Here is a 1,522-nt window from a genome sequence, read left to right on the forward strand (position 1 = left end):
TCCGATCTAGTGGCTGGGCGTGGACTGCCTGTGGCTGCCGCCGTTCTTCAAGTCCCCGCTGCGCGACGGTGGTTACGACGTCTCCGACTACACGGCGGTACTGCCGGAGTTCGGGGACCTGGCGGACTTCGTGGAGTTCGTGGACGCCGCGCACCAGCGGGGCATGCGGGTGATCATCGACTTCGTGATGAACCACACCAGCGACCAGCACCCGTGGTTCCAGGAGTCCCGCAACGACCCCGAGGGCCCCTACGGCGACTACTACGTCTGGGCGCAGGACGACAAGCAGTTCCAGGACGCGCGGGTCATCTTCGTCGACACCGAGGCCTCCAACTGGACCTTCGACCCGGTCCGCAAACAGTACTACTGGCACCGGTTCTTCTCCCACCAGCCGGACCTGAACTACGAAAACCCGGCCGTCCAGGAGGAGATGACCTCCGCGCTGAGGTTCTGGCTGGACCTGGGCATCGACGGGTTCCGGCTGGACGCGGTGCCCTACCTCTACCAGCAGGAAGGCACCAACTGCGAGAACCTGCCGGCGACGCACGAGTTCCTCAAGCGGGTGCGCAAGGAGATCGACGCGCACTACCCGGACACGGTGCTGCTGGCGGAGGCGAACCAGTGGCCCGAGGATGTGGTCGACTACTTCGGCGACTACCGAAGCGGCGGCGACGAGTGCCATATGGCCTTCCACTTCCCGGTCATGCCGCGCATCTTCATGGCGGTGCGCCGCGAGTCGCGCTACCCGGTCTCCGAGATCCTGGCCAAGACCCCCGCCATCCCCTCGAACTGCCAGTGGGGCATCTTCCTGCGCAACCACGACGAACTCACCCTCGAGATGGTCACCGACGAGGAACGTGACTACATGTGGGCGGAGTACGCCAAGGACCCGCGCATGCGTGCCAACATCGGCATCCGCCGCCGCCTGGCGCCCTTGCTGGACAACGACCGCAACCAGATCGAGCTGTTCACCGCGCTGCTGCTGTCCCTGCCCGGCTCGCCGATCCTGTACTACGGCGACGAGATCGGCATGGGCGACAACATCTGGCTGGGCGACCGGGACGCGGTGCGCACCCCGATGCAGTGGACCCCGGACCGCAACGCCGGGTTCTCCTCGTGCGATCCGGGGCGGCTGTATCTGCCCACGATCATGGATCCGGTCTACGGCTACCAGGTGACCAATGTCGAGGCGTCGATGTCGTCGCCGTCGTCGCTGCTGCACTGGACGCGGCGGATGATCGAGATCCGCAAGCAGAACCCGGCGTTCGGTCTGGGCTCCTACACCGAGCTGACCTCCTCGAATCCGGCCGTGCTCGCCTTCCTGCGGGAGCACGGGGACGACCTGGTGATGTGCGTGCACAACTTCTCCCGGTTCGCGCAGCCGACCGAGCTGGACCTGAGCCGGTTCAGCGGCAGACACCCGGTGGAACTGATCGGCGGAGTCCGCTTCCCGGCCATCGGCGAACTGCCCTACCTGCTCACCCTCGGAGGCCACGGCTTCTACTGGTTCCGGCTCCGCAAG

1 pseudogene is annotated in these 1,522 nt (G+C 66.1%); it reads left to right on the forward strand.

Annotated elements, in window-relative coordinates:
• Nucleotides 1-10 precede the first annotated feature (10 nt).
• Nucleotides 11-1,522: pseudogene (gene treS, locus AAW14_RS39295) on the forward strand (maltose alpha-D-glucosyltransferase); the annotation flags it as partial.

This window comes from Streptomyces hygroscopicus (assembly GCF_026168105.1).
In the GTDB taxonomy this organism is placed as follows: Bacteria; Actinomycetota; Actinomycetes; order Streptomycetales; family Streptomycetaceae; genus Streptomyces; species Streptomyces hygroscopicus_D.